24 protein-coding genes are annotated in these 22,827 nt (G+C 39.4%); 12 read left to right on the top strand and 12 right to left on the bottom strand.

The genetic code is table 11. The features are described 5' to 3' along the window. Positions 1-50 precede the first annotated feature (50 nt). From AC570I_RS13955 to murA, 6 genes are all read left to right on the top strand, one after another. Positions 51-1,727: a helix-hairpin-helix domain-containing protein gene (locus tag AC570I_RS13955; protein ID WP_497405904.1), complete on the top strand. Its 1,677-nt coding sequence runs from the start codon at positions 51-53 to the stop codon at positions 1,725-1,727. 115 nt (positions 1,728-1,842) lie between these two features. Further along, complete coding sequence (locus AC570I_RS13950; RefSeq protein ID WP_497405903.1) at positions 1,843-2,445, top strand: DUF4254 domain-containing protein; 603 nt, start codon at positions 1,843-1,845, stop codon at positions 2,443-2,445. 22 nt (positions 2,446-2,467) lie between these two features. Further along, positions 2,468-3,499 (top strand): glycosyltransferase family 9 protein, encoded by a 1,032-nt coding sequence (locus tag AC570I_RS13945; RefSeq protein ID WP_497405902.1) that lies wholly within the window; start codon positions 2,468-2,470, stop codon positions 3,497-3,499. Then, the gene (locus tag AC570I_RS13940) at positions 3,492-3,989 is read left to right on the top strand and encodes a SixA phosphatase family protein (protein ID WP_497405901.1); all 498 of its coding nucleotides are present in this window, start codon (positions 3,492-3,494) and stop codon (positions 3,987-3,989) included. The genes AC570I_RS13945 and AC570I_RS13940 overlap by 8 nt, the downstream gene beginning before the upstream one ends. Positions 3,990-4,173: 184 nt before the next feature. Beyond that, positions 4,174-4,866 carry a DUF4290 domain-containing protein gene (locus AC570I_RS13935; RefSeq protein WP_047799310.1) on the top strand — a complete coding sequence of 231 codons (693 nt, stop codon included), beginning with the start codon at positions 4,174-4,176 and terminating at the stop codon, positions 4,864-4,866. A gap of 93 nt (positions 4,867-4,959) precedes the next feature. Then, entirely contained in the window at positions 4,960-6,285 is a 1,326-nt protein-coding gene (murA, locus tag AC570I_RS13930; protein WP_047799311.1) for a UDP-N-acetylglucosamine 1-carboxyvinyltransferase, read from the top strand. A gap of 95 nt (positions 6,286-6,380) precedes the next feature. Here the strand turns inward: murA and AC570I_RS13925 are convergent, their stop codons facing one another. The 7 genes from AC570I_RS13925 to AC570I_RS13895 all read right to left on the bottom strand — a co-directional run bounded on the left by AC570I_RS13925 (position 6,381) and on the right by AC570I_RS13895 (position 12,738). Next, positions 6,381-7,742: a pyridoxal-phosphate dependent enzyme gene (locus AC570I_RS13925; RefSeq protein ID WP_497405900.1), complete on the bottom strand. Its 1,362-nt coding sequence runs from the start codon at positions 7,740-7,742 to the stop codon at positions 6,381-6,383. Between the two features lie 171 nt (positions 7,743-7,913). Next, complete coding sequence (dprA, locus tag AC570I_RS13920) at positions 7,914-9,008, bottom strand: DNA-processing protein DprA (protein ID WP_497405899.1); 1,095 nt, start codon at positions 9,006-9,008, stop codon at positions 7,914-7,916. Positions 9,009-9,068: 60 nt separating this feature from the next. Next, entirely contained in the window at positions 9,069-9,335 is a 267-nt protein-coding gene (locus AC570I_RS13915) for a hypothetical protein (protein ID WP_497405898.1), read from the bottom strand. 136 nt (positions 9,336-9,471) lie between these two features. Next, on the bottom strand, positions 9,472-10,935 hold the full coding sequence (locus AC570I_RS13910; protein ID WP_497405897.1) for a S41 family peptidase: 1,464 nt from the start codon (positions 10,933-10,935) through the stop codon (positions 9,472-9,474). A 5-nt stretch (positions 10,936-10,940) separates the two neighbouring features. Then, positions 10,941-11,546, bottom strand: a complete 606-nt coding sequence (locus AC570I_RS13905) for an HAD hydrolase-like protein (protein ID WP_497405896.1) — start codon at positions 11,544-11,546, stop codon at positions 10,941-10,943. Between the two features lies 1 nt (position 11,547). After that, entirely contained in the window at positions 11,548-12,027 is a 480-nt protein-coding gene (locus tag AC570I_RS13900) for a hypothetical protein (protein ID WP_497405895.1), read from the bottom strand. 60 nt (positions 12,028-12,087) lie between these two features. Then, positions 12,088-12,738: an ABC transporter ATP-binding protein gene (locus tag AC570I_RS13895; protein WP_047799318.1), complete on the bottom strand. Its 651-nt coding sequence runs from the start codon at positions 12,736-12,738 to the stop codon at positions 12,088-12,090. 176 nt (positions 12,739-12,914) lie between these two features. Here AC570I_RS13895 and AC570I_RS13890 point away from each other — a divergent pair, with 176 nt between their 5' ends. The 5 genes from AC570I_RS13890 (at position 12,915) to sucC (ending at position 17,245) form a co-directional block, all read left to right on the top strand. Then, on the top strand, positions 12,915-13,550 hold the full coding sequence (locus AC570I_RS13890; protein ID WP_047799319.1) for a hypothetical protein: 636 nt from the start codon (positions 12,915-12,917) through the stop codon (positions 13,548-13,550). Between the two features lies 1 nt (position 13,551). Then, positions 13,552-13,848 (top strand): winged helix-turn-helix domain-containing protein, encoded by a 297-nt coding sequence (locus AC570I_RS13885; protein WP_047799320.1) that lies wholly within the window; start codon positions 13,552-13,554, stop codon positions 13,846-13,848. A 78-nt stretch (positions 13,849-13,926) separates the two neighbouring features. Next, positions 13,927-15,486: a DUF4153 domain-containing protein gene (locus AC570I_RS13880; protein ID WP_497405894.1), complete on the top strand. Its 1,560-nt coding sequence runs from the start codon at positions 13,927-13,929 to the stop codon at positions 15,484-15,486. Positions 15,487-15,627: 141 nt separating this feature from the next. Continuing rightward, positions 15,628-15,936 (top strand): hypothetical protein, encoded by a 309-nt coding sequence (locus AC570I_RS13875; protein ID WP_497405893.1) that lies wholly within the window; start codon positions 15,628-15,630, stop codon positions 15,934-15,936. A gap of 109 nt (positions 15,937-16,045) precedes the next feature. Then, on the top strand, positions 16,046-17,245 hold the full coding sequence (gene sucC, locus AC570I_RS13870) for an ADP-forming succinate--CoA ligase subunit beta (protein ID WP_047799323.1): 1,200 nt from the start codon (positions 16,046-16,048) through the stop codon (positions 17,243-17,245). 148 nt (positions 17,246-17,393) lie between these two features. Here sucC and AC570I_RS13865 read toward each other — a convergent pair whose 3' ends face one another. Beyond that, positions 17,394-17,606, bottom strand: coding sequence for a helix-turn-helix domain-containing protein (locus AC570I_RS13865; protein ID WP_497405892.1), 213 nt, complete (start codon positions 17,604-17,606; stop codon positions 17,394-17,396). Between the two features lie 12 nt (positions 17,607-17,618). Next, a complete protein-coding gene (locus AC570I_RS13860) occupies positions 17,619-18,206 on the bottom strand; it encodes a hypothetical protein (RefSeq protein WP_497405891.1) in 588 nt (195 codons plus the stop codon). A 442-nt stretch (positions 18,207-18,648) separates the two neighbouring features. On the opposite strand from AC570I_RS13860, the gene AC570I_RS13855 reads away from it, so the two are divergent. Continuing rightward, entirely contained in the window at positions 18,649-19,509 is an 861-nt protein-coding gene (locus tag AC570I_RS13855; RefSeq protein WP_047799327.1) for a sigma-70 family RNA polymerase sigma factor, read from the top strand. A 412-nt stretch (positions 19,510-19,921) separates the two neighbouring features. On the opposite strand, the gene AC570I_RS13850 is transcribed toward AC570I_RS13855, so the two are convergent. The 3 genes from AC570I_RS13850 to clpP all read right to left on the bottom strand — a co-directional run bounded on the left by AC570I_RS13850 (position 19,922) and on the right by clpP (position 22,805). After that, on the bottom strand, positions 19,922-20,782 hold the full coding sequence (locus AC570I_RS13850; RefSeq protein WP_047799561.1) for an AMP nucleosidase: 861 nt from the start codon (positions 20,780-20,782) through the stop codon (positions 19,922-19,924). A 93-nt stretch (positions 20,783-20,875) separates the two neighbouring features. Then, the gene (gene clpX, locus AC570I_RS13845; protein ID WP_497405890.1) at positions 20,876-22,114 is read right to left on the bottom strand and encodes an ATP-dependent Clp protease ATP-binding subunit ClpX; all 1,239 of its coding nucleotides are present in this window, start codon (positions 22,112-22,114) and stop codon (positions 20,876-20,878) included. Continuing rightward, positions 22,098-22,805: an ATP-dependent Clp endopeptidase proteolytic subunit ClpP gene (gene clpP, locus AC570I_RS13840; RefSeq protein WP_497405889.1), complete on the bottom strand. Its 708-nt coding sequence runs from the start codon at positions 22,803-22,805 to the stop codon at positions 22,098-22,100. The genes clpX and clpP overlap by 17 nt, the downstream gene beginning before the upstream one ends. Positions 22,806-22,827 lie beyond the last annotated feature (22 nt).

Genomic DNA, 22,827 nt, shown 5'->3' with positions numbered 1-22,827 from the left:
AAATAGTACTCAAGAATATTTTAGCGCTTTATTTTATAATTTTACAGCTTATGGAAAATAAAACCATCGCCCGTACGCTGCGCTTGTTGTCTCAGCTAATGGAGTTGCACGAAGAGAATCCTTTTAAAATAAAATCGATTGCAAATGCCTATTTCAAGGTAGATAAACTACCTTTCCAATTGAAAGATAAAGCCATTGATGAGATCGATAAAATTGATGGAATCGGGAAAAGCCTTGCTGCAAAAATTACAGAGCTGCTACAAACGGGCGAACTTCAGGAACTGAAAGATATTGTTCAGCAAACACCGGAAGGCATTATCGAAATGCTGGGAATAAAAGGAATCGGCCCGAAAAAAATACTTATTATATGGCGTACACTTGCCATTGAAAGCATTGGAGAACTCTATTATGCCTGTAACGAAAACCGTTTAATTGAAGCAAAAGGTTTCGGTTTAAAAACCCAGGAGGAAATTAAAAAGGCGATAGAATTTAAACTTGCAGCCAATGGCAGATTTCTTTATGCACAGGTTGAGCGCTTTGCCAACTCATTATTTGCCGACTTATCTGAATGGTTATTAACATACGATGCCCAATATGCACTTGGCTTTGCCGGCCAGTACCGCCGTGCCTGCGAAATTATCGACGAACTGGAATTTGTAATCGGGACTGACCAGCTTTCAGAAATAAAGGCAGGCTTCGCTTCATTTACACCGTTATCGCTCATCGCCGCCGAAGATGCTTTTATTACTACTACTGAAGCCGGGCTGAGAATCAAGCTTACGCTTGCAGATAGTGCCGGATTCCATTTAGCGTGGTTTAAACAAACGGGAAATTCGGAACATGTAGAAAAAGTACTGGCGCAAGCCGGAAATGGCCCTTTTCAAAGCGAACTGGAGATTTATACCGCAGCAGGTTTGAGTTATATTGAGCCCGAGCTAAGGGAAGATTTTGATGAATTAGTTTTGGCGAAAGAACACAAACTCCCAGACTTAATTACCTATAAAGATTTGAAAGGCACGCTTCACAATCACTCAACCTGGAGTGACGGGGTGCATACACTGGAGCAAATGGCGTTGTACTGTAAAAATGAGTTAAACTTGCAGTACCTGGGTATCTGCGACCATTCAAAAACTGCTGTATATGCCAAAGGATTAAATGAACAAGGCGTTTTTGCCCAACAACAGGAAATTGATCAGTTAAATGAAAAGCTTGCTCCTTTCAAAATATTTAAAGGCATCGAGAGTGATATCCTGAGCGATGGTTCTTTGGATTACGCGGATGAGGTACTCAAAACCTTTGATTTTGTCGTTGCCTCTGTGCACAGCAATCTAAGAATGGATGAAGAAAAGGCAACCTCGCGTTTACTTAAAGCCATTGAAAATCCATATACGACAATATTAGGCCATCCAACAGGCCGCCTGCTGCTCAGCAGGGCTGGTTATCCGATAGACTATAAAAAAATAATCGATGCCTGCGCGGCAAACAAAGTTGTGATTGAAATTAACGCCAACCCGTTAAGACTGGACCTTGACTGGCGTTGGCATCGTTATGCTCTGGAGAAAGGCGTATTACTGTCGATCAATCCAGATGCCCACCGTACCGAAGGATTCCAAGATATGCATTACGGAACTTTAGTGGCACGAAAAGGAGGTTTAAGCGCCGATAAATGTCTGAACGCTTTTTCGCTGGAGGAGATTACGAAGTATTTTAAACAAAAGAAAGTTTAACAGCAGATGTGCAGAATAATGGAACATTGTAATCATAATTACGCGCTATAGAGAAATTTGTGAATCTGCAGTATAACATCAGTTCAATCTGTTATAAAAAATATAACTTTGCCCCATGATAAGTGAAATTGCCAACCATATATTCAATCAAGTTATTTCAGATTACCACCGGTTTGATGATATCGACCATCCGGTAGAAAACCCCTACGATGCGGAAAGTCTGGAGCATCTGTTCTATATTAAAAACTGGATAGATACAGCGCAATGGCATATGGAAGATGTAGTACGCAATCCCACCATCGACCCGGTAGAAGGTTTAAGCTGGAAACGGCGCATTGATGCTCAAAACCAGGTACGCACAGATATGGTTGAATTTATTGATGGCTATTTCTTACATCTTTATCAGGGAATTGAGGCTTTGCCAGATGCAACAATCAACACCGAAAGCCCTGCGTGGGCAATCGACAGGCTTTCCATACTCGCTCTAAAAATATACCACATGCAGGAAGAAGCGGAACGAGAAAGCGCCTCTGCTGAACATCGGGCACAATGCCAAAACAAACTCAACATATTATTATCGCAGCGCGATGATTTATCGACCAGTATCGACGAATTGCTAAAAGATATTGAAGCTGGAAAAAAGTACATGAAGGTTTACAAACAAATGAAGATGTACAACGATCCGAGTTTAAATCCGGTTTTGTATAAAAAAAGCTAATTTGATCGGTATATAAGTGAATATGGCAACACCCCAGAAAATTATCGTTTTACGTTTTTCGGCCATGGGCGATGTCGCTATGGTAGCTTCTGTTTTAAAAACTTTCACAGCACAAAACCCATCTGTAGAAATAGTAATGGTTAGCCGTGAGGGGTTTAAGCCTTTTTTTGATGGCATCGAGAACCTTACATTCCATGCCATTCAGCCTAAAACCCTACATAAGGGAATTGACGGATTATTTAAACTGTACCAGGAACTTAGAAAGTACAAACCCACGGCAGTTGCTGATTTACATGATAATTTAAGAAGCAGGGCCATTTCTACTTTTTTTCGTTTAACTGGTATCAGAATTAAAAGGATTAATAAAGGCAGGGCAGAAAAAAAAGCATTGACCCGCACCAAAAACAAGATATTCAGGCCATTAAAACACACGGTAGAACGTTATGCCGATGTATTCCGCGAACTGAAATTTGATGTCAGCCTCAATTATCAGCTTAAAATAGATCCGCAGCAGCTTTCGGTAAAAGCACAAGCATTCTTTGAAAACAACAAAACAAAAAAGATAGGCATAGCCCCCTTCGCACAGCACATTTATAAAGTCTATCCCCTGGATAGCATGGAAAAAGTGATTGCTTCTCTTAGCGCATTGGGCTATGATCTCTTTATTTTTGGTGGTGGAAAGTTTGAAAAAAGCGTTGCTGAAGAATGGGCTTCAACCTATTCTAATACCTACAATTTAATTGGAACGTTCAATCTAAGTGAAGAACTTGCCATCATTTCAAACCTCGACCTCATGGTGAGCATGGATTCATCAGGAATGCACATGGCTTCACTAGTTGGCATCCCCGTGGTTTCAATCTGGGGACCCACCCACCCCTATGCAGGTTTCCTGGGCTACGGACAAGCAGAAAGCGATTGCATACAAGTAGAACATCCTGCAAGGCCAAATTCTATTTATGGAAACAAACCATGCATGTGTGGTGTTCACAGTAGTATGGATTTAATTGATCCTGAAACAATAGTAAACAAAATTAAGCAAAAACTAAATGGCTAAGCATTTATTGTTGGTTCGGCACGGTAAGTCGGACTGGGGGAACTTAGATTTAAAAGATTTCGACAGGCCTCTAAATAAGCGCGGAAAAGAAAATGCGCCCGAAATGGCAGAAAGGTTACTAAACCGTGGAATTAAATTTGACCTCATGGTGAGTAGTCCTGCCAAACGTGCAAAATCCACAGCAAAATTCTTTGCTGAAGCATATCAGTTTGAAGATATACAATACGAAGATTCCATTTACGAAGCCAATACCGCTACCCTTTTAAAGGTGGTAAACGGTCTCGACGATTCGGCAGATACCGTGATTATGTTTGGCCATAATCCGGGTTTTACAGACTTTGCCAACGAGCTGAGTGATGCAGACATCTATAATATTCCAACGGCAGGGGTTGTTTCCATCCGGTTCCCTTTCGAATCCTGGAAAATCGTAAGCAAGGGAACAGGGACACTTGTTTTCTTTGACTATCCGAAAAACAGTGATGAGATATAATCAATGCAGAACAGGCCACATTATCAATCAATATTAATCTTTGGCTAAAGATATTTTTTCTTACCTTTGATTATATAAAACGAAAGTCCGGCAATTAGACATTTCGGTGAATTCATAACCTCATCTCCTTTGGTTATTTCATAATTCGTATCGCCGGAATATTATCCATTAATTTATTTTGAACATGAATTTCGACTATAATACTACGCGAAGCCATCTGATTTTATCAGAATACGGCCGCAACGTTCAAAACATGGTGAAGTATATCTGCGAATTGCCCACCATTGAAGAACGAAATAAATATGCACAGGCAGTAATTGATTTAATGGGGTTTTTACAACCACATTTAAGAGATGTTGCCGATTTTAAACATAAGCTTTGGGACCATTTGCACATCATCTCAGGCTATCAGATTGATGTGGAAAGCCCTTATCCTAAACCCCTGCCCGAAAATGCTTTTAAAAGACCGGAGCCTCTGCCCTATCCTCAGCGAAGGATTACCTATAAACATTATGGTAAAACTGTTGAAGGACTAATTGAAAAAGCCATGGCCGAACAGGATATGGAACGCAGGAAAGTAATGGTGCAGGGAATTGCCAATTTTATGAAAATGGCTTATGTTACCTGGAACAAAGACAATGTATCGGATGAAACAATCATAAAAGATTTAAGTTATTTATCTGGCGGGATGTTGAGGCTTGATGAAGGCGTTAACCTGGCCAAAGTTGAGTTCAGAGCTCAAAATCCACGTCAAAATACCAACAACAATAACCGCGGGCGGAATAATAATAACAACAACAATGGTAAAAACCGCCAGAATAATAGCAACAACAATAATAATAACCGCGGAAGAAATAACAACAAACCCAAATATTAGAGGAAAGGTAAATGGCAGAAGGTGGAAGGCGGAAGGTTGAGTACCCGCCCGATCTGAATACTTGATACTTTATACTAAATACTAAAAAGATATATGAACGCATTTGAAATAACAGGCGGAATTAAATTAAAAGGCGAAATCACTCCTCAGGGCGCCAAAAACGAAGCTTTACAAATTTTATCGGCTGTATTATTAACCCAAGAGAAAGTGACCATCAGCAATATCCCCGATATTAAAGATGTTAACAAACTTATTGAATTGCTTGGCGATTTAGGAGTGATTGTAGAAAGGATAAATAAAGACACCTATACCTTCGAAGCAAAAAACATTGACCTGAATTTCTTCGAGTCTGAAACTTTTAAAGCTAAAGGTGGAGGTCTTCGTGGTTCGATCATGATCGTTGGTCCGCTATTGGCTCGTTTTGGTAAAGCGGCCATCCCTAAACCTGGTGGTGATAAAATCGGGCGTAGAAGGTTGGATACCCACTTCATTGGTTTCGAAAAGCTCGGCGCTAAATTTGTTTACGACAGCAAGAAAGCATTTTTTAATGTAGATGCCACCAATTTGCAAGGTGCATACATATTACTGGATGAAGCCTCAGTTACAGGAACTGCAAATATTGTTATGGCTGCAGTTTTAGCAAAAGGTACAACCACCATTTACAATGCGGCCTGTGAACCTTATTTACAGCAACTTTGCAAAATGCTCAACCGCATGGGTGCAAAAATCTCTGGTATTGGCTCAAACTTACTTACCATCGAGGGGGTAAAAGTTTTAGGCGGAACAGAACACAGAATGTTGCCAGATATGATCGAAATTGGTTCATTTATCGGTTTAGCCGCAATGACTGAATCGGAAATTACCATCAAAAATGTTTGCTATGATGAACTTGGCGTAATTCCTGAAGTATTTAAAAAACTGGGTATTCATCTGGAACGCAGAGGTGATGATATTTTTGTTCCTTCACAAAAACATTATGAGATCGACACTTTTATCGACGGATCAATATTAACCATTGCTGACGCACCATGGCCAGGTTTTACACCAGACTTATTGAGTATCGTACTGGTTGTGGCTACACAAGCCAAAGGAAACGTCCTAATCCATCAAAAAATGTTTGAGAGCCGTTTATTCTTCGTCGACAAATTGATCGACATGGGCGCTCAAATTATCCTTTGTGATCCGCATCGTGCAACGGTAAATGGTATTGACAAAAAATATAAACTTCGCGGAATCAGCATGACCTCTCCTGATATCAGGGCCGGAGTGTCATTGTTAATCGCTGCTTTATCTGCTGAAGGTAAATCGACCATCTACAATATCGAACAGATTGAGCGTGGTTACCAGGATATCGACACACGCCTACGTGCCCTTGGCGCGCAAATTAAGCGTGTAAATGCAGATGCACCAAGCCACTAATCAAAAAAGCTGAGAGGCAGGATTATAACGTAAAACGCCCGGATGAAATATTCACCTGGGCGTTTTTTATGGCTGTTAATGTACACCAGTAATCATTAACCAGATATTGCATTGATAATATCATACTGCGTAATAATTTCTATTTTCCCTGCCTCATCCTCTACCAGTACAGCTGAGTTTTCCTTATTGATCAGCGACGAAATCTTATCTATAGAAGTGTTCAAATCAACAAAGGGAAAGGTAGCGGTCATAATCTCTGAGATCGGTGCAGATTTTAGTCCGGGGTTTTCTAGCAAAGCCGATAAAATGTCGCTTTCAGCAATTTTACCTACAATCATTCCTTGTTGTGTAACCGGAATCTGAGAAATATTCATCGACTTAATGGTATTGATGGCTTCCAACACAGATTTGGTGGCATCCAGCGTGACAATTTCTGTAGATTCTTTTTTCGCCAGAATCGACTTGGCTGTTAATTTCTCATCCTGCAAAAACCCGCGCTCGCGCAGCCAGTCTTCATTGTACATTTTCCCCATGTAGCGACTTCCATGATCATGGAAAATAACTACAACCACATCTTCAGGTTTCAGCTTATCTTTCAACTGAATTAGCCCTCCAATAGCCGCACCAGCTGAATTCCCTACAAAGATGCCTTCCTTGCGTGCAATGTCGCGTGTCATCAGGGCTGCGTCCTTATCGGTTACCTTTTCAAATAAATCAATGACATCGAAATTTACGTTTGCAGGTAGAAAATCTTCTCCTATCCCTTCTGTAATGTATGGGTAGATTTCATCCTTATCAAAGATTCCTGTTTCCTTATACTTTTTAAAGACAGATCCGTAGGTGTCGATACCCCATACCTTGATATCAGGATTTTTTTCTTTTAAATATTTTCCAGTACCAGAAATGGTACCTCCGGTGCCTACACCTACCACCAGGTGCGTGATTTTACCTTCCGTTTGCGCCCAGATTTCAGGGCCCGTTTGCTCATAGTGTGCCTGCGAATTGGCCAGGTTATCATATTGATTGGGCTTCCATGAATTCGGAACTTCCCGCTCTAAACGAGAGGAAACAGAATAGTATGAACGTGGATCTTCAGGCTCAACGTTTGTCGGACAAACAATTACCTCGGCTCCAAAGGCCCTTAAAGCATCAACTTTTTCTTTTGATTGTTTATCAGTTGTGGTAAAAATACATTTATAGCCTTTAATAATAGCAGCCATAGCAAGTCCCATTCCGGTATTACCCGATGTTCCCTCGATAATTGTTCCGCCGGGTTTTAGCTTTCCGCTCCGCTCTGCAACTTCAATCATCTTAACCGCCATACGGTCCTTAATGGAGTTACCAGGATTCGTAGTTTCTATTTTTGCCAGGATAGTTCCCGGAACACCTTTAGTAATTGTATTTAATTTCACCAATGGTGTATTACCAATGGTTTCTAGAATATTATTGTACCACATGCAACAAAATTAAGCAAAGGCATTAAGTATTTTATAAACTATATTTTATTTAAAACATAATTTTGAAAATTGCGATTATATAGAATTTTATTACATAAACTACAATTTTAATAGGCATTATAGATTGATTATTGGGCAAAATGCATTATCATTTTTTCCAGCCTGTACCTACTAAGCTAACTTGTAAACCTTGCCTGGCAAGGATACAATGATTCCCTGCATCTCCAGCGTAAGGATAACAATGGCCAGTTTACTTTGCTGAATATTTAACAGGCGTGCTAATTCATCTATTGCAAGCTGTCCGTTAGACAATGCTGCGATAACTGCCTGTTCGTTAGCAGTAAGGTTAATTTGCAGGCTCATCTGAGTATGCTGTGTGGTCTCATTCAACTGGTCATCCCAGCCGAGATAATAAACCAGGTCTTTCGCATGATTAATCAGCGCTGCTCTATTGGTTTTAATCAGAAAGTTACACCCTTCAGAAAACACATCATTTGTTCTGCCCGGAAAAGCGTATACATCCTTGTGATATGAATTGGCTATTTCTGCCGTGATTAGTGCACCACCTTTAATTGAAGCCTCCACGACGATGGTTGCATCGGCAATGCCGGCAATGATGCGGTTACGTTTAGGGAAGTTCTGCCGGTCGGGATTAGTTTGGGTCGGAAATTCAGATAACAATCCTCCATTGAGAACCATTTTCTGTGAAACACTTTTATGAATCTGAGGATACAAACGGTCCAGACCATGCCCCAGTACACCCACTGTGGAAATGTGATGACGAAGGCATTCTTTATGTGTAGCAACATCAACACCGTATGCCAGACCACTTATAATTAAGACGTTATAGGGAGCCAGCACTTCACATAACTGTTTACACAACATTTTGCCGTAGTCTGTAGCATTTCTGGTGCCCACGATGCTGATGATTCGGGAGTGATTAAAATTTACAGTGCCTTTAAAATAAAGCAAAACCGGGGCATCAGAACAATTTTTCAACCTTTGGGGATAGTTTGAATCTGTATAAAAAAGCACTTCGATTCCGTGCTTTTCAACAAAAGCGAGTTCCTTTTCTGCCCTTTTCAAGGCATCGGTGTTCAGAATGGCATCAACCATTCTCTCGCCAATACCAGGAATCTTTAAAAGCTGCTTTCTGGATGCAGAGAAAACCTGTTCTGCGCTACCACAGTGTACCAGTAAACTCCTGGCGCTCACGGGTCCGATAAATTTAATAAAGGTTAAAGCAATTTTATGTAAGGTGCTCATTAATATTTCAGGCTAAGGGTTAAATAAATGCGGGATGATTTATTTTCCTTAAAGAGCTACCTAAAAGTCGATATCGATTAAGCTTTTTATTGGAATATGAATATTGTTTTTTAACTGAATAAATTTCTCTGTTACCGACCAAACAGTTGTATCAACTTTTTTCGGACCAATCGTTGTATTAAATGTAATGATGGCTTTAGATTTAAACTCGTTTCCCAGCCGTTGTGCTTCTTTTAATTTGCTTTTAAGTTCAGTTCCGTGATCTTCGGTAGCATTTACAATGTTCAGGTAGCCTATATGTTCTTTTTCTACAATTTCTATTGGCATAATTCTCTTTAACGATTAAGGTTAAACAAGCTTATTAAATTTTTGCTTAAAAAGCAACCTTTAGAAACACATTTTTTGTTACAAAAAAGAAAAAAAAACCAGCGCTTTTTGCGCTGGCTTTAATAAGTTTATTGATTTACTTATTTAGTTTTAATTTCCTCGTTTCAACCATCCCTTTAAATTCATGGTCAAGTTTTTCGGCCGCATTATCTGATAAAGCACGTGATAAACCCGAAGTACTACTGATCGTATTATCTTTTACATAAGAGGTAAAAATGCCATTTGCAGAGTAATTCAAGGCCTGTGCTAAAAGCCGCTCAGCCGGATCGCCGAAATCTCTCGTCACATCATCTGCGATATCCTTGTCGACCGTCATCCCGTTAAAATAACCGCCTTCATTGTTTTGGTTTTTAGTTTCAAACTGAGGGATGTACAAATCATTTTTATCAATGTGTATGGCAAAGAAACCAACAGGTTTACCATATGTTGTTTTACCAATCAATTTCACGTCCATCACAGGCTTCAGGTTATTAATCAATAACTCACTGGCCGAAGCCGTGCCGTTCAACACCAGAAAGTATACCCGGTTCAGCGTATTTAAAGTTCCTCTTTTAGTAAAAACTTCCTGATTTCCCGCAGCAGCTGTCGGTTGATAATCATAATCAAAGTATGAGTACAAGCGGGTCACCCCATCGGTACCTTTGGCATAGAATTTCTGATTTTGAAGAATCGTTGCGGCTTTATCCTGCATCGTTTTAGTCCAGTATGTCGTGTACATCACCTTTCCGTTTTGCGAAGCCGGAGCAATGAGGTTGGTAAATGCCTCTGATGTGGCTACCGAACCTCCGCCATTGTAACGTAAATCCACCACCAGCTCAGTGATGCCATCATTTGCAAACTGAGCAAATGCAGCATCCAGCAAAGTAGCTGAATTGGTTGTAAAGCTGTTGAATACGATATATCCAACCTTTTTTGCCCCTACGGTATAGGTGTGACTATAAAGCACAGGATTAATATTGTAACTTGCTTTAGACAACGTGACATCCTGCGAGGTACCATCGGGCTTGGTAACGGTTAAAGAAATTGAGGCTGCTGTGCCAAAAACTGCGTTCACAATATAACTGATGTTAGCATCACTTGTAGAGATCGCAGTACTTCCGTTAATTTTGGTTATCCGGTAACCCCTCTTCAGCCCCTGTCCAGCTGCCGGAGAGCTGGCATAAACATATTTTATTCGAAGGTCATTTGCATCATTAAAAAAAACGGAGAAGCCAAAATCACCGGCAACGCCTCCCAGTTCACTGGCAACAGTACCATCATCAATAAAGGAATATTTATCTTTACCGCCTGTACTTGGCAAGGCCTTTATTGCGGTGAGGATAGCACTATTTGAGCTATATTTCCGGGGATTGAAATCAGCATAACTGGGCATTCCTGAATTCCAGTAATAGGTTTGCTGCGCATACAGATAAATAGAATCTTTGGTTAGCTCTTCGCGGCTGGGACCTTCCGATTTCGATTTTTTACAAGATGAAGCAGCAACCAGTAATAGCAGCATCACACTCCAGATCGTATGCTGAGATAAAAACTTTTTTGACATAGGTTTTAGTATATTTCTGATGATACAATATACGCCAAATTACTCAATTCAGATTGTGTTTCATCATATTTATTCGCACCTACAACCAGCACACTTTCGGCGGCTAACTCGTTCGCTAAAAGTATCTTATTAAATATTTCACTCTTGGGTATCTTAAGCTCATCTTCGAAATAAACAGTTAGGTATTTCTCCAGCCCATTCCACTCTGTCTGCTTTATTTTATTCAATTGCTGAACCGGGTTTCCGGCGGTAACAATGAATATCTTCTTCCGGTCTACCACCAGTTCCTGCATAAATTGCAGGATATTCTGATAAAGCAAAAGCTTTAGTGGCAATCTGGCATTTTCATGCAGCAGCTCAAAGTTGTGCCTGTATTTCAGGTCTATATCAAATGCTGTCGCTGTTTTTTCAAAAAGTTCAACAGGTCCATTATTTTCAAATTCAGCACGCATGAAATCCAGTATGGGCGATGCCGGCTTTTGTTCTGAATATTCTATAAATTGCGTAAACAGGTAGTAAATTTGTAGTAAATAATCTTTCTCCGGATACAATACATTATCGAGCTCAAAGATAACGAGGCCTTTATCTGCTAATTGAGGATGGCTTTTCATGTTATATGGTCAATAAAGTTAACTGGTCATTTGCATCGTTATAGCCAAAAACACCATTAATTTCATCACTTTGCATCACAAAAATCTCCTTCCCACTGGCAAAAATACATTCTCCTCTGATGAAAATACCGAAATTATGAAAGGTGTTTTTCTCTGCCAAAAGGTATCGATTCAGCTCTTCAGCCGGGGGCGTTAGCACCCCAATGCCGTACTCATCAAAGAGAACTGATGATTTCGCCAAAGGCTCTACTTCAAAATGATGAAGTGGCAGAACAGCATCTATAGCTTCGGTAATACAGAAATTGAGTAAAATATGAGCAATACTATCCATATTCAGCGCACCTAGGGATTTAAAAGCATAATGTGCTGTCGAGATAGCAGCTACTTCGCCGTAATCGGCTAACAGAACAAAGTGACTTGGAAAGGCCTTCATGATTTTTAAGGCTTTAGCATTATTGCCACCAGTAATTAATATTTTCAAAACGTAATATTTTTGATGAATGACTGATTTGTATCCGAATATCGAAGAGGGTAAATAGGCTTAAACAATTAACCCGTCTTTCATACTCACAACCCGGTCGCCGGTTTTAGCCAAATGTTCATTATGAGTAACAATAACAAAAGTTTGCTGGAAATTGTCCCGCAGAGAGATGAACAATTGATGCAGCGCAGCAGCATTTTCCGAATCCAGATTACCTGAAGGTTCATCGGCCAGAACGATAGTTGGATTGTTAATTAAAGCCCGTGCTATTGCTACCCGTTGCTGTTCTCCACCAGAAAGCTGATTAGGCTTATGCTGAGCCCGGTCGGCAAGGCCAAACAAATCCAATAATTCCAGCGCACGGATTTCAGCCTGCTTTTTATTTGTTTTGGCTATAAATGCCGGAATACATACATTTTCAATGGCACTAAATTCGGGCAAGAGGTGATGAAACTGAAAAACAAAGCCAATATTCTGATTCCTGAAAGCACTAAGTAAATCACCATGAAGCTTATTAATTACAGTCCCTTTGAGCGCTACGGTACCCTGATCAGGTTTATCCAGTGTGCCCAATATATGTAAGAGTGTGCTCTTTCCTGCACCGGATGGCCCGATAATGCTTACAATCTCCCCTTTTTGCACTTCGAAATCCACACCTTTTAATATCTGGAGATTTCCATACGATTTAGTAATACCACTGGCTTTTAGCATGGTTCAAATTTACTAAAAAAGCTGAAAGACTAAAGGAGAAACAGTAAAGTACCAGCATATTCGTGCTACCTTGAAATTGCCGCAAAATTGCTGAATCCCTGACATCAGAAAAAGTTAAAATAAAATTTGGAGTTATCAATTTCTTATTTAACTTTGAAAAACAAAGCACTTTTAAAATGAATAGTTCAGAAGAACAGTTAAATGCGTTGAAAGACATCAGACAAATGATGGACAGGTCATCCCGGTTTATTTCTTTAAGCGGCTTATCAGGTGTTTTTGCCGGTGTTATAGCTTTAATTGGTGCTTATTTCGCCAATGATGAAATTAATAAATTCGTGAATAACCGTGGATATGGCTATGGTATAAGCGGAGAAATGGATCTGGAGTTCAACCTCATCAAACTAGGTGTTTTCGTTTTAATCATTGCTTTGGCCGGGGGAATATTGTTCACCTACAGAAAAAGTCAGAAAAATAACCTCCCCATCTGGGATAAGACTTCTAAATCTTTACTGATCAACTTATTTACGCCACTGGCGGCAGGTGGACTGTTTATCATTGCCCTACTGATTAATCACCCTAATACCTACAGCATTATAGCGCCAACATGCCTGGTTTTTTATGGTCTTGCACTTATCAACGCCAGTAAATATACTTATAGCGATATTAAATATCTTGGTTATTGTGAGGTTGTGTTAGGCCTTGTATGCATGTTTAACACAGGTTATGGCTTGTATTTCTGGGCTTTCGGTTTTGGTATATTACACATCGTTTACGGTCTTTTAATGTATTTTAAATACGAGAAAGGCAAATGATATGAAAAATCCGATAGCAGAATTAAATAAGATTTTCGACAGCCGGATCAGGTTGGGTGTGATGTCTATTTTGGTGGTGAATGATGAATTCGCCTTTAATGACTTAAAGCAAATGCTCGAGCTTACTGATGGCAATCTGGCTTCGCACCTCACGACACTTGAACAGGCTGAATTTATCAAGGTGCACAAAGGATTTATTGGCAGAAAAACCAGTACCACCTACTCTATTACCATGCTGGGAAGACAGGCCTTCAAAGCACACCTGGATGCCCTGGAAAAAATGATTAAGAAACTATAACCTATTTTTTTTGACCATTTACTTTGAAATACAAAGCGCTTTTAATAAACACAAATCCTTATACCTCATAAACTTAATATGAATACAATAACAAATAAATCGAACTTTTTACTGCTATCTGCCTTGTTTGGCGCTTTGTTGTTTAGCTTAATATTCTGGCAAGAGCGGCTGGCATTAAACCTGCTTATCTACACTGCCTTTCTAACTACCGTTACCTGGCTCAATACCGACGTAGCCAAAACCCCCAAATTTTATTTCTTCGCAGCTGCACATCTGCTGGCTGCTATCCTTGTTGTAATCAATAACTCTTTCCTGAGTTTAGCCGCCTGCTACGTCAGTCTGGTCATTTTTATTGGGTTTAGTCATAACCAGCAAATCAGAACCGTGTTCACTGCTTTTTTGGCAACAATTTTACAAATGATTACCGTCCCTTTCAATACGGTTCGAAATCTTAGTGAAATCAACATAGGTCGTTTTAATCTGAAACCGCTTTTCAAACTCATCAAGTATGTGTTTATCCCTTTTATTATCTTCTTTATTTTTGCTTGCCTTTACTCCGCGGCAAATAGTGTTTTTGCCCACTATGGCGAAGCTTTGTTAATCAGCATCGGCGATTTCTTCACAAACATTTTTGGTTTCCTTTTTACCGACCTGAGCTTTCCAAGGTTTATGCATTTCTGCTTTGGATTAGTGCTCACCAGTGCCTTCATTTTTACTTTTTTCAACAAGGGGCTTCAAACTTTTGAATTGACGTTTAAAGAAGATCTGTTACGGCTGAGAAAGAATATCAGGCAAAAAACAATCTGGTTCGAAGTAGTTAGCACATTCAGTGGCAATCTGGTCACCCGCAAATTGGCGCTTAAAACTGAGTTTATCTCCGCCTTGATTTCATTTAGCGTATTAAATCTGCTATTGTTGTTTTTAAACGCCATTGATATTACCACGCTTTGGTTTGGGTATACCCCTTCGGGAAATTTCTCTGCCGATTTGCACGACGGCACCAATGCCCTGATTTTTAGCATTCTACTTGCCATGCTCATCATCATTTATTTCTTTAGAGGAAATCTAAATTTCTATAAAAAAAGCAAAACGCTTAGGTTACTTACCTATATCTGGATATTTCAGAACGCTTTACTGATTGTCTCTGTACTGATCAGGGATGGTTATTACATTGAATTCTATGGATTAACCCACAAAAGAATTGGAGTATTGGTTTTTGCACTCCTTTGTAGCATTGGCCTGATCACCGTATATGTAAAAGTTGCCCGCCAAAAAACGTTTTTCTATCTGCTGAAAATTAACGGCTACATCTGGTTTATTCTGCTATTAGCTTTCAGCACGATCAATTGGGATGTTTTCATTGCAAAATACAATCTGTCAAGAGCCGATTCGATCACCCTTGATGCCGGATACCTGCTTTCACTATCAGACAAAACATTGCCTGAATTGGATAAAAACAGGTCCAAACTAATCTCATTAGATGGCAACAAAGCTGTTTATGCAAACCAGTTGGATGAAAGGATTGGCTACTTCAAAGAACGCTACCAAAGTGTCAATTGGGTATCCTGGAATTTACCGGATTGGCGAACGGCTAAATATTTCAGTGTTCACAAAAACCAAAAGGGAATACAACGATAGCTATTTCACTTTCTATACAATGATCTGTCGCCTTTGCCCCTTTGCTATAGTTTTAGTTTGTCCCGGGGCCCAGTGCACCGGGGCTGGCAAAGGTTAACGCGTAAGCAATAATTTCAAGACAAAACATTAAATTTAAATATCATGAGAAATCAACAACCACTTCAGGGAAGCAAGCTAAGGATTACGATTATCCTGGCAACAACAGCAGTTTTGCTAAGCATCCCTCTCATTGCCATGCAATTTACAAATGAAGTTAAATGGACGCCTTCCGATTTTGCGGTGGCTGCCATCCTGCTCTTGAGTACTGGTATTGCCATAGAACTGGTTATCAGAAACCTGAGAACAGGCACCACCAGAACAATTATGCTGATTGTGATCCTGATCTCCCTGTTCCTGATCTGGGCAGAACTTGCTGTGGGTATCTTCGGTACACCCTTTGCCGGAAGTTAAACAACCCAATTCGAAGATTAACACAAAACGTTCATTTTATCGAAAAAATCGGAAATTACTATTTGTTTAAAGCCTTTAGAATTGTAGCTTTGGGCAAATTTTGTAGCAAATGAATATTCACGAATACCAGGGTAAACAAATATTAAAAAGTTTCGGTGTTAACGTTCAAGAAGGAATCGTTGCCGATACGCCTGAGCAAGCTGTTGAGGCTGCTAAGCAATTGAAAATTGACTATAACTCTGACTGGGTTGTAATTAAAGCGCAAATCCATGCAGGTGGCCGCGGTAAAGGTGGTGGTGTTAAATTAGCCAAAAACCTTGATGAAGTTAAACAGCGTGCAACTGATATTATCGGAATGCAATTGGTTACACCTCAAACTGGTCCGGAAGGAAAATTGGTGAACAAAATTTTAGTTGCTCAGGATGTTTATTATCCAGGCGCTTCTGAAACTAAAGAATTCTACATTTCAGTATTGCTGGATCGTGCGGCTGGCCGTAACATCATCATGTACAGTACCGAAGGTGGTATGGATATCGAAGAAGTTGCTGAGCATACACCTCACTTAATCTTCAAAGAAGAAATTGACCCTAAAGTTGGCTTACAAGGTTTTCAGGCCCGTAAAATAGCTTTTAACTTAGGTGTTAGCGGAAATGCTTTCAAAGAAATGGTGAAGTTCGTTTCAGCATTATACAAAGCTTATGAAGCTACAGATTCTTCAATGTTTGAAATCAATCCTGTATTGAAAACATCTGATGATAAAGTAATTGCGGTTGATGCTAAAGTAAATTTAGATGAAAACGCTTTATATCGTCATGCTGATTACGCTGCAATGCGTGATGTTTCAGAGGAAGATCCAATGGAAGTTGAAGCAAGCGCATCTAACTTAAACTTTGTTAACCTTGACGGTAACGTAGGTTGTATGGTTAACGGAGCTGGTTTAGCGATGGCTACTATGGATATTATAAAGTTAGCTGGTGGCGAGCCTGCAAACTTCTTAGACGTAGGTGGAACTGCAAATGCACAAACAGTTAAAGCGGCTTTCAATATCATTTTGAAAGACCCGAATGTAAAAGCAATACTAATTAACATCTTCGGTGGTATTGTGCGTTGCGACCGTGTTGCTCAAGGTGTAATCGATGCTTACAAAGAAATCGGAAACATTCCTGTGCCAATCATCTGTCGTTTACAAGGTACTAACGCTGCTGAAGCTAAAGCATTAATTGACGAGTCAGGTCTTCAGGTTTACTCAGCAATCGCTTTAAAAGAAGCTGCTGATTTAGTAACTAAAGTATTGGCTGAACAAGCATAGTCTAAAACTAATATAAAATATATTGAAAAGCCTTTCAGATGACCTGAAAGGCTTTTTTTTGTAGATGCTAAGTGAATATATTAACGCTGGCACCTTTTTGAATAAAGCAAGATGAAAGCCTTGTCCGAAAAAACCCTATTATAGGCCATTAAAGCTCATCAGCCCTGAATTCGAGAATATCGCCCGGCTGACAGTCGAGCACCCGACAGATGGATTCTAATGTCTCCAGCCTTATTGCCTTAGCCTTACCTGTCTTTAAAATAGATAAATTAGACATGGTAATCCCTACCCGCTCACTTAACTCAGTAAGCGACATTTTTCTTCGGGCAAGCATTACATCTAAATTTATAATGATGGGCATTCGTATTTTAGTTTAAATGGTTAAATCAACTTCTTTTTTTAGTTTCTGCGCGTACTCTATTAAGCCATAAATAATATTGAAGATAATTATAACACCATAACCACCATTTGAAAAAGGTCCTGATTGATCAAAAAATACAAACCTACCCTGGGTTAAATCACCAACATAACGGTCAAGTAATAGTTTGATGAGGACTTTAGGAACTAAAAAACAAAACATTCCTATAAAAATCAATCGCCCGAGATTCTTTTCAGTGAAATCTTCCAGCTCCACATTTTTATTTTTGGTAACCCAAAGTATTGAAAAGCATGAAATCATGTAGAATATAATAGTTCCTCCTCCATCTTCGTACATGCTATTACCTAAAACGATTGATTGAACTAATGTTGGTTTGATCTCGATCTTACCAACACCTGAATTAGTAAAATCCAAACCTCCAATATTTTCTGACTGAGGCGAAGAAGCAAGTCTCACGGAAAATATAAGCGACTGATCAGAGTAATCTATAAAGGATCCTACAAGATTAATAATTATAGAGATGATACCGAAAGCAATCAAACAGATTGCAGAATTGCGGATGATTCGAGTATTTGTATTCATATAGCCGTGTAGGATTAAGGATTTTGAACAGATACATTTTGCAAATTGACTGCTTTTGTAAACACCAAGCAACAATCATAACACCAGCAAAAAGCGTTTCTGGTTTTTATTGGATAGCGACCGAAATCAGAAAATGAACCACTGTATTGATTTTTGAGAAACGTCATCATTCTATAATTATTTATACAACAAACATAAAATAAAATATATTAATAATCAAAATATATTTATTGAATTACAATAAATATTATGTACGAAGCAATAATTACTGTAGACCCACGTCAAAATTTCATTAAAACTAAATTGGAATGATTTTTGTTACAAGTAAAACTGTAAAGAAGTTGTGCAAACAGTAACATTTTCAGCATTTTATCCTTTCGGATTAGTGTACAATTTCGTAACTTTGCAAACTCAATAATTAAAGAGCACACAAAACGTATAAATGAGACAACTCAAGATAACGCAATCCATTACCAATCGCGAAAGTCAATCTTTAGATAAATACTTACACGAAATTGGTAAAGTAGACTTAATAACAGCAGAAGAGGAAGTAATTTTAGCAAGAAAGATTCGTGAAGGCGATCAGGCTGCATTAGAGCGATTAACTAAAACTAACTTACGTTTCGTTGTATCTGTTGCAAAACAATATCAAAATCAGGGATTAACGTTAGGCGATTTAATTAACGAAGGTAACTTAGGTTTAATTAAGGCTGCGCGTCGTTTTGATGAGACTAAAGGTTTCAAATTCATATCATATGCTGTTTGGTGGATTCGTCAGTCTATTTTACAGGCCATTGCAGAACAAAGCCGTATCGTGCGTTTACCATTAAACCAGGTTGGTTCATTAAGCAAAATCAGTAAAGCTTTCTCTAAATTAGAGCAGGAATATGAGCGTGAGCCGTCTCCGGAAGAACTGGCAGATATTTTAGAAACAACTGTTGATAAGATCTCTGATACGCTAAGTAACTCTGGCCGCCACGTATCAATGGATGCCCCGTTTGTTCAGGGTGAAGAAAATACACTATTGGATGTATTGGAAAACCATGAGCCAAATACAGATAGTTCATTAATCAATGAATCGTTATCAGAAGAGATTAAACGTTCTTTATCTACCCTAACAGAAAGAGAAAGAGAAATCATTGTATTGTTCTTTGGACTGGGATCAAATCATCCTTTATCATTAGAGGAAATCGGAGAGAAATTCAATCTTACACGTGAACGTGTTCGTCAGATAAAAGATAAAGCGCTTCAACGCTTACGTCATACTTCAAGAAGTAAAATATTAAAATCTTACTTAGGTTAATATAAACTTTCTGCAAAAACTTAAAAAGGAATCAATGAATATTGATTCCTTTTTTTTTGTGCCATCCTGGAAGATTTGATGTGTTTAGGCCCATCCGTGGCGGCTGTTTGACACAAGCTTGAAAGGGAATCGACAGGCCGTTAACAGGGATTTGCCCCTACTAACCCCCTATTACCCCCCTGCTAAGCCCCTATTAATCCCCTGTCAACCAAAATGGCTGGTGCGCGGTGATTTCTAGTTAGAAAACCTGATATTACACCCAGAATGAATAAGAAAAAATGCCGCTTTCAGTGATGATAGAAACTTTCTTCGAGCAATCAGACAGACAATACCATTGCGTACACAAGCTCGGGGCAAAAAAAAAGACCAGCTAATGCTGATCTGTGATAGAAATACTTTCGTATTTAACGTGCTAAAACAACAGGTGCTTCACCGTTAATCCATTATTGATTAACTGTTTTAATGAATCGATACCAATCCTTAAATGCGTTTCCACGTATTTTTCAGTTACACTACTATCGCTCTCAGCAGTTTTAACACCTTCGGGAATCATCGGCTGATCAGATACCAGCAATAAAGCTCCTGCCGGAATTTTATTTGCGAATGAGGTGGTAAAAATCGTAGCAGTTTCCATATCAACCGCCATGGCCCTCAACGTTTTCAAATACTTTTTAAATTCTTTGTCGTGCTCCCAAACCCTGCGGTTGGTAGTATAACATGTTCCTGTCCAGTAATCGCGTCCATGATCACGAATAGTGGTCGAAATGGCTTTCTGTAACGCGAAGGCGGGCAATGCCGGAACCTCAGCAGGCAAATAGTCATTCGATGTTCCTTCTCCTCTTATAGCAGCAATTGGCAGAATCAGATCTCCAAGCTGGTTTTTCTTCTTTAAACCTCCACATTTTCCTAAAAACAATACTGCTTTGGGTTTAATGGCTGTTAGTAAATCCATCATAGTAGCCGCCAGCGGACTCCCCATTCCGAAGTTGATAATGGTAATGCCATTTGCAGTTACACTTTGCATGGGCTTATCCAATCCCATTATAGGCGCATTATCATTCCATTCAGAAAACATGGTTACATATTTACTGAAGTTTGTTAATAGGATATAATCACCAAACTGATCCAGCGGACGTCCGGTATAACGCGGAAGCCAGTTTTTCACAATCTCATCTTTCGACTTCAGTCCTGCCTTAACCGGACTTTCTACTTCTTTTACTTTTTTTGTCTGGGCGACTATGGCATCTTTTTTTACATCTTTTTCTTCATTCATAATTTCAGGTTTAGAGCTTTGCGGAGCGCTTAGCATTAACAAATACTATATTACAAAAAATCCTTCCCGATGTGGGGAAGGATTTGATTTTTTTTATGCAGCCTGTAATTTTTTAAAGTCTGCCTTCTCAAATTTTTCTATCGCGTAATCGAGGTTTATCACCAGCTCCTTGACATCCGTCTGAGTGGGCGTATCGAACATTGCATCCAGCATAATCGCCTCACAAATGGATCTTAAACCGCGGGCACCAAGCTTATACTCCATTGCCTTATCAACAATAAAGTCTAGCACATCGTCCTCAAAAACCAGCTTAACGTCTTCATAAGCAAAAAGCTTAACGTACTGCTTAATCAGTGAGTTTTTTGGTGCAGTTAAAATATTCCTTAGCGATTCTTTATCTAAGGGATTTAAGTGAGAAAGAACAGGAATACGACCAATTAGTTCCGGAATTAAACCAAAAGATTTCAGGTCCTGAGGGGTAATGTACTTGTAAAGGTTTTTAAGATCTAAAACAGTTTCATCTTTCTTTACTTTATACCCTACAGCCTGCGTACGCAAACGGTTGGCAATTTTCCGTTCAATCCCGTCAAAAGCTCCTCCGCAAATAAACAGGATATTGTTTGTGTTTACCGGGATCATTTTTTGATCAGGATGTTTACGCCCGCCCTGAGGAGGTACATTTACAACAGTTCCTTCTAAAATTTTAAGCAAAGCCTGCTGAACACCCTCTCCTGAAACATCGCGGGTGATAGAAGGATTATCGCTCTTACGTGCAACCTTATCAACCTCATCGATATACACAATACCACGTTCTGCAGCTGCAACGTCGTAATCGGCCGCCTGCAACAAACGGGTTAAAATACTTTCAACATCCTCTCCAACGTAACCAGCCTCAGTTAACACGGTAGCATCGCAAATACAAAACGGCACGTGCAGAATTTTGGCTATTGTTTTAGCCAGGAGTGTTTTACCTGTACCTGTTTCCCCTACCAGCATAATGTTCGATTTCTCGATCTCAATTTCGTCTTTATCAACTTTTTGATTCAAACGCTTGTAGTGGTTGTAAACAGCAACCGACAATACCTTTTTGGCATCGTCCTGACCAATAACATATTGATCAAGGTGTTGTTTAATTTCAAGAGGCTTTAATAAATTTATCGCCTCCTGAATATTTTTTGTCCCTTTGGTTCCTAATTCCTGAGCAAGCAATTGATTGGCCTGAGTAACACATTTATCGCAAATAAATGCATCCATGCCTTCAATTAACATTAACGTTTCGTGCTTGCCAGAATGGCAGAATGAGCAACGGGATTCTTTATTTTGTTTCGCCATCTTTTTTCGAGTTTCTCGATAATACTTCATCAACCATACCAAATCCTTTTGCCTCATCGGCAGTCATCCAGTAATCGCGGTCTGAAGCTTTCTCCACCCAGTCGTAAGTTTGACCCGAGTGCTCAGAAATAATATCGTACAATTCCTTTTTCAATTTCAACATCTCTCTCAAGTTGATTTCCATATCAGATGCAACACCTTGTGCGCCTCCTGATGGTTGGTGAATCATTACCCTTGAGTGAGGTAAAGCTGCACGCTTTCCTTTCGCGCCGGCTACCAATAATACTGCGCCCATTGATGCAGCCATACCAGTACAAATTGTAGCCACATCTGGCTGAATATACTGCATGGTATCATAAATACCTAAGCCTGCATATACTGAGCCACCTGGTGAGTTAATATAAATCTGAATATCCCTGTCAGCATCTGTTGATTGCAAAAACAACAATTGCGCCTGGATGATATTTGCATTCTGATCATAAATGGCATCACCTAAAAAGATGATACGGTCCATCATTAACCTTGAAAATACATCCATTTGAGCCACGTTCAACTGACGTTCCTCAATGATATATGGAGTCATATTCTGAGGATTTACATTAGCCTGTGCAATAAACTTATCTACATGCAAACCGCCAATCCCCTGATGTTTGACGGCAAATTTTCTGAATTCTTGTGAATCTATGTTCATTATATGAGTTTTTTAGTAGAGG

The sequence above is a fragment of the Pedobacter sp. A2324 genome (assembly GCF_059693705.1).
This window is presented reverse-complemented; position numbering and strand designations above follow the sequence as displayed.

Excerpts from the sequence above, each read along its gene's own strand:
- AC570I_RS13850 (WP_047799561.1), bottom strand. The coding sequence starts at position 20,782 with ATGAATGAAGAAAAAGATGTAAAAAAAGATGCCATAGTCGCCCAGACA.
- AC570I_RS13955 (WP_497405904.1), top strand. The coding sequence starts at position 51 with ATGGAAAATAAAACCATCGCCCGTACGCTGCGCTTGTTGTCTCAGCTA.
- AC570I_RS13875 (WP_497405893.1), top strand. The coding sequence starts at position 15,628 with ATGAGAAATCAACAACCACTTCAGGGAAGCAAGCTAAGGATTACGATT.
- AC570I_RS13940 (WP_497405901.1), top strand. The coding sequence starts at position 3,492 with ATGGCTAAGCATTTATTGTTGGTTCGGCACGGTAAGTCGGACTGGGGG.
- AC570I_RS13895 (WP_047799318.1), bottom strand. The coding sequence starts at position 12,738 with ATGCTAAAAGCCAGTGGTATTACTAAATCGTATGGAAATCTCCAGATA.
- dprA (WP_497405899.1), bottom strand. The coding sequence starts at position 9,008 with ATGAGCACCTTACATAAAATTGCTTTAACCTTTATTAAATTTATCGGA.
- AC570I_RS13905 (WP_497405896.1), bottom strand. The coding sequence starts at position 11,546 with ATGAAAAGCCATCCTCAATTAGCAGATAAAGGCCTCGTTATCTTTGAG.
- AC570I_RS13860 (WP_497405891.1), bottom strand. The coding sequence starts at position 18,206 with ATGAATACAAATACTCGAATCATCCGCAATTCTGCAATCTGTTTGATT.
- sucC (WP_047799323.1), top strand. The coding sequence starts at position 16,046 with ATGAATATTCACGAATACCAGGGTAAACAAATATTAAAAAGTTTCGGT.
- clpP (WP_497405889.1), bottom strand. The coding sequence starts at position 22,805 with ATGAACATAGATTCACAAGAATTCAGAAAATTTGCCGTCAAACATCAG.
- AC570I_RS13855 (WP_047799327.1), top strand. The coding sequence starts at position 18,649 with ATGAGACAACTCAAGATAACGCAATCCATTACCAATCGCGAAAGTCAA.
- AC570I_RS13885 (WP_047799320.1), top strand. The coding sequence starts at position 13,552 with ATGAAAAATCCGATAGCAGAATTAAATAAGATTTTCGACAGCCGGATC.
- AC570I_RS13950 (WP_497405903.1), top strand. The coding sequence starts at position 1,843 with ATGATAAGTGAAATTGCCAACCATATATTCAATCAAGTTATTTCAGAT.
- AC570I_RS13915 (WP_497405898.1), bottom strand. The coding sequence starts at position 9,335 with ATGCCAATAGAAATTGTAGAAAAAGAACATATAGGCTACCTGAACATT.
- AC570I_RS13945 (WP_497405902.1), top strand. The coding sequence starts at position 2,468 with ATGGCAACACCCCAGAAAATTATCGTTTTACGTTTTTCGGCCATGGGC.
- murA (WP_047799311.1), top strand. The coding sequence starts at position 4,960 with ATGAACGCATTTGAAATAACAGGCGGAATTAAATTAAAAGGCGAAATC.
- AC570I_RS13865 (WP_497405892.1), bottom strand. The coding sequence starts at position 17,606 with ATGCCCATCATTATAAATTTAGATGTAATGCTTGCCCGAAGAAAAATG.
- clpX (WP_497405890.1), bottom strand. The coding sequence starts at position 22,114 with ATGGCGAAACAAAATAAAGAATCCCGTTGCTCATTCTGCCATTCTGGC.
- AC570I_RS13935 (WP_047799310.1), top strand. The coding sequence starts at position 4,174 with ATGAATTTCGACTATAATACTACGCGAAGCCATCTGATTTTATCAGAA.
- AC570I_RS13890 (WP_047799319.1), top strand. The coding sequence starts at position 12,915 with ATGAATAGTTCAGAAGAACAGTTAAATGCGTTGAAAGACATCAGACAA.
- AC570I_RS13880 (WP_497405894.1), top strand. The coding sequence starts at position 13,927 with ATGAATACAATAACAAATAAATCGAACTTTTTACTGCTATCTGCCTTG.
- AC570I_RS13925 (WP_497405900.1), bottom strand. The coding sequence starts at position 7,742 with ATGTGGTACAATAATATTCTAGAAACCATTGGTAATACACCATTGGTG.
- AC570I_RS13910 (WP_497405897.1), bottom strand. The coding sequence starts at position 10,935 with ATGTCAAAAAAGTTTTTATCTCAGCATACGATCTGGAGTGTGATGCTG.